At 57.6% G+C, this 6,229-nt stretch carries 9 protein-coding genes; 5 read left to right on the top strand and 4 right to left on the bottom strand.

The annotated features are described in order from the left end of the window. The 3 genes from ACWISF_RS00115 to ACWISF_RS00105 all read left to right on the top strand — a co-directional run. On the top strand, positions 1–354 hold a 354-nt coding region (locus ACWISF_RS00115), incomplete at its 5' end, for a zinc ribbon domain-containing protein (protein ID WP_448379567.1). Between the two features lie 19 nt (positions 355–373). Then, positions 374–643, top strand: coding sequence for a YciI family protein (locus tag ACWISF_RS00110; RefSeq protein ID WP_448379566.1), 270 nt, complete (start codon positions 374–376; stop codon positions 641–643). Beyond that, positions 625–1,623 carry a Light dependent period protein LdpA domain-containing protein gene (locus ACWISF_RS00105; protein ID WP_448379565.1) on the top strand — a complete coding sequence of 333 codons (999 nt, stop codon included), beginning with the start codon at positions 625–627 and terminating at the stop codon, positions 1,621–1,623. Before ACWISF_RS00110 ends, ACWISF_RS00105 begins: the two co-directional genes overlap by 19 nt. Here ACWISF_RS00105 and ACWISF_RS00100 read toward each other — a convergent pair. The 3 genes from ACWISF_RS00100 to ACWISF_RS00090 all read right to left on the bottom strand — a co-directional run bounded on the left by ACWISF_RS00100 (position 1,559) and on the right by ACWISF_RS00090 (position 3,121). Next, the gene (locus tag ACWISF_RS00100) at positions 1,559–2,371 is read right to left on the bottom strand and encodes a carbon-nitrogen hydrolase family protein (RefSeq protein ID WP_448379564.1); all 813 of its coding nucleotides are present in this window, start codon (positions 2,369–2,371) and stop codon (positions 1,559–1,561) included. The two genes, ACWISF_RS00105 and ACWISF_RS00100, sit on opposite strands and share 65 nt — an antisense overlap. A gap of 11 nt (positions 2,372–2,382) precedes the next feature. Beyond that, positions 2,383–2,532, bottom strand: coding sequence for a hypothetical protein (locus ACWISF_RS00095; protein ID WP_448379563.1), 150 nt, complete (start codon positions 2,530–2,532; stop codon positions 2,383–2,385). 187 nt (positions 2,533–2,719) lie between these two features. Continuing rightward, positions 2,720–3,121 carry an NIL domain-containing protein gene (locus ACWISF_RS00090; RefSeq protein ID WP_448379562.1) on the bottom strand — a complete coding sequence of 134 codons (402 nt, stop codon included), beginning with the start codon at positions 3,119–3,121 and terminating at the stop codon, positions 2,720–2,722. Between the two features lie 89 nt (positions 3,122–3,210). On the opposite strand from ACWISF_RS00090, the gene ACWISF_RS00085 reads away from it, so the two are divergent. Continuing rightward, entirely contained in the window at positions 3,211–3,576 is a 366-nt protein-coding gene (locus ACWISF_RS00085) for an STAS domain-containing protein (protein WP_448379561.1), read from the top strand. Here the strand turns inward: ACWISF_RS00085 and mutL are convergent. Continuing rightward, entirely contained in the window at positions 3,573–5,156 is a 1,584-nt protein-coding gene (gene mutL / locus ACWISF_RS00080) for a DNA mismatch repair endonuclease MutL (protein WP_448379560.1), read from the bottom strand. The genes ACWISF_RS00085 and mutL overlap by 4 nt on opposite strands. Positions 5,157–5,554: 398 nt before the next feature. On the opposite strand from mutL, the gene ACWISF_RS00075 reads away from it, so the two are divergent. Continuing rightward, positions 5,555–6,229, top strand: a 675-nt coding sequence (locus ACWISF_RS00075; RefSeq protein ID WP_448379559.1) for a pentapeptide repeat-containing protein, incomplete at its 3' end; no start/stop codon positions are given.

Genomic DNA, 6,229 nt, shown 5'->3' with positions numbered 1-6,229 from the left:
TATGAGTTCAAGCGACAGCTAGAGTACAAAGCCAAACTCTATGCCTGTCAGTTGGTGGTGGTGGATAGGTTCTATCCCTCTAGCCAATTGTGTTCTCGCTGTGGTCATCAACAAAAGATACCGCTGAACCAAAGGGTGTTTCGCTGCCAAAGTTGCGGTTTAGAGGGGATAGATCGCGACTTGAATGCAGCCTTAAACCTGGTGAAATGGTATCAAACTACCCTAAGCTCTAGGGGAAGTCACGCCTGGGGAGATTCCTCTGCCGGGGTTGGGCAACCAACTAGGTATGAATCGTTGAATCAGGAAGGAAGCAACAAGTTGAACAAAAGTCCGCTTTTGTTCTGCGTTGTGTAAGTCTTTCGGATGCGGAGCAATGCCCAAGTTTGTCGTGACCGGCCACTACTGTGACGGGGTGGAAACCAAACGGGCGCCCTACCGGGAAGCGCATTTGGCGGGTTTGGCGCAACAGAAGGCTCAAGGGGTGTTGGTGACCATTGGCCCGACCCAAGATTTGAAACGGTTTTTCGGCATTTATGAGGCGGCAGATGCGGCCCAGGTGCAGGCTTTGATCGAACAGGACCCCTACTGGCAAAACGGGATTTGGACGGATTACGAGGTCATTCCGTGGATTCAGGCCATCTAAAGGCGCTGAAAGCACGTTCCTGGGCGAAACTCATCTGCGGCGCCAGCTATCAGGACACGGCCAGCATTGAACCCCTGAGCTGGGTCTTTACCCTGGCAGGAATTCATTGTATTGACGTGTGTGCGGACCCGGCAGTGGTGGAGGCAGCGTGGCGGGGCATTCAACGGGCAGGAACCACGCCCCCCCTGCTGATGGTGAGTTTGAACGACGATACGGACCCCCACTTCCGCAAGGCCCATTTTGACCCGCAGGCGTGCCCCCCGGATTGCCCTCGCCCCTGTGAACGGGTGTGCCCGGTGGCGGCGATTAGCACCGCTGGGGTGGATGCGGCCCGTTGCTATGGCTGTGGGCGTTGTTTGGAAATTTGCCCCTACCAGTACATCACCGCCCGCACCTACGTTCACCGCCCCGCCGCCGTGATTGAATTGCTGCACCACCAACCGGTTGCCGCCCTGGAAATCCATACCCAAACCGGGCATGAGGCCAGTTTTGCTCACCTGTGGCAGGAACTGCAGCCCTGGGTGCAACGGCTACAACTGCTCGCCATTAGTTGCCCTGACCACCCAGAGGTAATTCCGTACTTATGGAAACTTTACAAAATCATTACACCCTTGCCCTGTGCGTTGATCTGGCAGGCAGATGGCCGTCCCATGAGTGGGGATATTGGGGCAGGTACCACCTGGGCAACCATCCGGCTGGCGCAAAAAATTTTGGCGCAGGGGCCGCCGGGGTTTGTCCAGTTGGCAGGGGGAACCAATCAGGCGACCTGGCCGTTGGTGCAGCGCTATCGTTTGCCTGTGCATGGGGTGGCCTATGGCAGTTACGCCCGCAAGTTGCTGCAACCCTATTTACAGAACCTAGACGATAAAGATGTCTTAGCCGTGGCGGTGCAGACTGCGCGGGAATTGATTACCCCTAAAAGACCCGATGCTGGAGACAGGGCATTTGCCGTCGCACCTGCGCCAACCGCTCCGGGTTGATTTCTGCCATTGCCAGCCCCGGTTGGTCCCCGGCATCGGCCAGCACCACGCCCCAGGGGTCAACGATCATGGCGTGGCCATGGGTTTGCCGCCGGGGATAATGCCACCCCACCTGTGCCGGCGCCAGGACATAGCAGGTATTCTCAATCGCCCGGGCCTGCAGCAGGACGCGCCAATGGTCCTTGCCCGTGTAGGCCGTAAATGCCGCCGGAATAAAAAGAATTTCCGCCCCGATTTTGGCCAGATGGCGATACAGTTCGGGGAAACGCACATCGTAGCAAATCGACAGACCAATGTGCCCCAACTCCGGCTGGTAGTACACCGGCGGCAGGCTCAGCCCTGCGACCACCGTGCGGGATTCCCGGTAGGTGTTGCCGTCCGGGAGATTCACATCAAAAAGATGCACTTTGTCGTAGTGCATCTGAATTTGCCCGTCGGGGCTGACCACCAGCGCCCGGTTCACCACCCGTTTCCCGTCCACCGGCACCGGCATTCCCCCCGCCAGCAAGGTCACCTGAAACCGTTGGGCGAGGGTACGCAGGCATTGCTCCGCCGCCTGGGCAATGTGCGCCGCCTGGGCTACTTTCTCCTCCTCCTCCCCCATAAAGGCAAAGTTTTCCGGCAGGCCGACCAGGGTAGCGCCCCGATGACTGGCCAAATCCACCCACTCGGCAACCTGCGCCAGATTCTGGGTGACATCTGGGCCACTGGTCATCTGCACCGCCGCGGCGAGGTAGGCCTGCTGCATGGGCCGCCGGGTTAGGTGTGGCGGAGTTTGCGGATCAGCTCTCGCAGGACATCCGTCTTGGTACGACCCTTGGCCGCACAGTAGGTTTCGAGTTTGACGAGCTCCTCATTGGGTAAGCGAATGGTCAGGACACGATCCGAAGGGGGTTTGGTTCTAGGCATGGTCGCTGATACGAGGTAACGAAAAAAATGTACCGCTCTCGTCGGGGAGCTTAATTCTCAAAGAAGCGACAGTGTCGCTCTGGCATCAGAGTACCTTAATCAGCTATTAAACAACCTTTTGCGCCGATTGGCAAGGACTTGACAAAGCGGCAGGTTGGTACAAATGCTGGCAGTTGGGGCAGGGTTTTTAGAAGTTAGTGCGAATCGCCGCAACCGGACAGGCGGGAATACATTGCTCGCAGACGATGCAGCGGGTGCGGGTGAAATGGAGCCGAAACTCTTTGTCCAGGCTGAGGGCCTGGGTGGGGCACACCCCCGTACAGAGGCCACAGTCCACACAGCGGTCCGTATCAATCAGAATTTCCCGGCTGCTGTCGGTGACCTCGATGCCGCTATCGCGCAACCATTCCAGCGCTGCCGCCAGTTGGTCCATGTCGCCGGCCAGTTCCACCACCAATTTCCCCACCTGGTTGGGGGCGACCTGCGCCCGAATGATGTTGGCGGCAATGTTGAAGTCCTTGGCCAAACGGTAGGTGATGGGCATCTGCACCATCTGGCGGGGAAAGGTGAGGGTGACCCGTTGTTTCATCGCCCGGTTGCCCCAACGGCACTACCTCTAGGATAGCCTGGGGGTCGTGATACTTTAGGAAAATGCCCATCCCCTTTGTGAGGCATCTTATGGAACTGCGGATTCTCACCCCAACCACCGAAGAGACCTACGGCCAACCCCCGACCACCCTGACCCTGCCGATAACCCGCCTAGACAGTACCCAGGTGACCCGCTTCAAGCAACAGTACGAGGCGGCGGTGAACGGTCAGCCCTGCTATTTGGGGATTGACCTGTCCCACGTGGAATTTCTCGACAGTGCGGGGCTGGGGGCCTTGGTGGCCTGCCACAAGCACGTGCGGGCGTTGGGGGGAGAAATCGGGTTGATTGCGCCGCGGCATGTGCTCCTGCAACTGTTGCAGATCACCGGTCTGGATAAGGTCCTCCTGGTGTACGTAGATGCGGACGATTTTGCCCAGAGCGTGGGGCGTCGCTAAATCCCATAGCTTTTGCCAATCACCCAATGCCGCCGGAAAAAGCGCGCCAGTTGGGTTTCCGCCAGGGTAAGGCAAATGGGTCGCCCGTGGGGGCAGGTGCGGGGGGCGCGCGTGGCCTGCCATTGGTCCAGCAGGGTTTGCATTTGGGGGAGGGTCAATTCTGTGCCGTTGCGAATCGCACTGCGACAGGCCAGGTTCACGGTGGCCTGTTCCCGGTCAGTGCAATGACTCAGTTCCACCAGGGCATCGGCCCATTCCGCCGGTCGCTCCTGCAACACCTGGGGAATCTGGCGCACCGCCCACTGCTGGGGGCCAAAGGGTTCGGGAGGGAGGCCGTACTGGGTCAGCCGTTCCACTTGGGTGGGGGTAAGGGGAGGCAAAATCACCGGACTGTCAAGGGCGATCACCTGCCATTCCGACTGCAATTGTTCATACAAAACCCGCTCGTGGGCGATGTGTTGTTCCACCAGGCACAGGCCCGCCGGGTGTTCTGCCAGGATATAGGTGCGATGGATTTGCGCCAGGGCTTTGAGGGTAGGGCGGGCCTGGTAACGGGCGGTGGTTTCGGCCACCTGGAGCAGTTTTTGCACCCGCGGGTAATCGGTTTTGCCGGGGGGAGCAACGTGCATACTTTGCTCGCACAAATGCAGTAATTTGGCCTGCCAATGTTCTAAATTTTTGATGTACAGTTGGGTTTTGGCGGGGTGGCGGTGCCAGTCCACGTCTTCCGGGGGCAAATGGAAATGGGCAAACAATAAGGGAAAGCGTCCCCGCGGGAGGAGCCGTTGGAAATGCTGGAGGATGGCGGCGTGTACTTCCGGCAATTCCACACAGCGGCCATTGACGGCCAACCAAATCCGGTCGGGGCGGGGGCGGTGGTGTTGATCCGGCAGGGCAAATGCCAGGGTGAGGTGTTCCTGCTGGGCGATGTGCCACTGGGAGGGGGCCACCTGGGGCAGGATTTGGCGCAGGCGCTCTTGCAGGCTACCCGGCCAGAGGTGCCAGGTTTTGCCGGGAAACTCCACCTGCCAGGTGACCTGGGGGTGACACAGGGCCATTTGCTGAATCCACAACTGGATGTGGCGCAGTTGTTGCGGCCAACTGGGTAGACTTTGTTGGCGATGGGGCCATTTGGCAAACAGATGCTGCACTGTCACCACCGTTCCGGGAGCCAGGGGAACGACCTTTTGCTGCGCGACCTGCCCCTGGGCGTCGTACTGCACTTGCCACCCGTGGGCTGCTGTCGCACACCGACTGGCAATGGTCACCTCCGCCAATTGCGCCAGGCTGTACAGGGCTTGCCCCCGAAACCCCAGGGTGTGGATACGATGCAGGTCCTGGGGCTGCCGAATTTTGCTGGTGGTGTGGGCGCTAGCCGCCAGGACAAGCGTTTCCAGGGTCATGCCCTGGCCGTTGTCTGCCAAACGCACGCACTCCGGTTCAACCCGCAGGTGTAGCTGCGTGGCCTGGGCATCCAAGGCATTTTCCACCAACTCCCGCACCACCGCCACCAGAGAATCAATCACTTCCCCAGCGGCCATCCGTTCAATCAGTTCTGGGGCAAGGCGGTAGAGGGTCATAAACGGTTTGGGCGCAAATCAATCAAGAAAAAAGACCAAAACGGCGGGCCGCCACCCAAAAGTGCCGAGTTTGAAATTATAGCAATTGTGGGGAAGGAATGGGCAATCGCATAGGTTAGGCAGGCGTTTCTCTGGGGTCATTGATGCGGGGATTGCGGGGCAACCGTTAACCCCTGGGAAGCGGGAACCGCCGGGGCATTATTCCCGTATTTTCTGCCCCGATATCATCATCTTCTCAGCCTACAAAAAGGGTTGGCATATACTCATATTTATAGTTTATTGGTTATTTATTTAGTTCCAGACTCCTGGGGTACTACCCATTGCTTTGGGATTGCCCAGAGAGGGGACTGCTATAGTAAAAAGCAAAACAGTTCCTGTGTGTGCTTCTTGTTGCCCCTGTGACTCGGCCTCTGGAATCGGATGAGTTTTTGGCGCGCTATGCGGATGGAGAACGGGATTTTAGCGGCAGTAATTTAACCAAAGTGATTCTGGTGCAAGCCCATGTGCCGGGGCTGGATTTAACCAATGCGGACTTGACGGGAGCAATTTTTTACATGGTGAATCTCTCCGGTTCTTGTTTGCGGGGAGCTTGTTTACGCCAGGGACTTTTTTTTCGCAACCAAATCTGCCGGAGCGACTGCACAGAAGCGGTACTGACCGGGGCCAATCTGGTCAATGCGGACCTAAGTTGGTCGAATTTAACAGGTGTCATTTTGCGGGAGGCAACGATGCGTATGGCGGATTTGACAGGTGTCATTTTACACCAGGCCAACTGTCGCCAGGTAGATTGGGTGGGAGCCAATTTGACGCAGGCATATATGCAAGGATTAAATGCCCCTGCTGCGATACTGACCAATGCCACCTTAGTCGGTGCTCAGTTACGGGGTGCCCATCTAGTCGGGAGTAATTTGGTCAATGCCAATCTGTCCCACGCCAATTTAGATTACGCCGATTGTGATCGTGTTAATTGGAGCGGCGCCAATTTATTTCAAGCTTCACTCCGATATGCGTGTTTGCGTTTTGGTCAGTTTTTTCAAAGCAATTTGCTCTTAGCGGATTTATCAGGAGCAGAT

Source organism: Gloeomargarita sp. (assembly GCF_053491055.1).
Note: the sequence above shows the minus strand (reverse complement) of the source record. Positions and strands in the feature narration are given on the sequence as shown.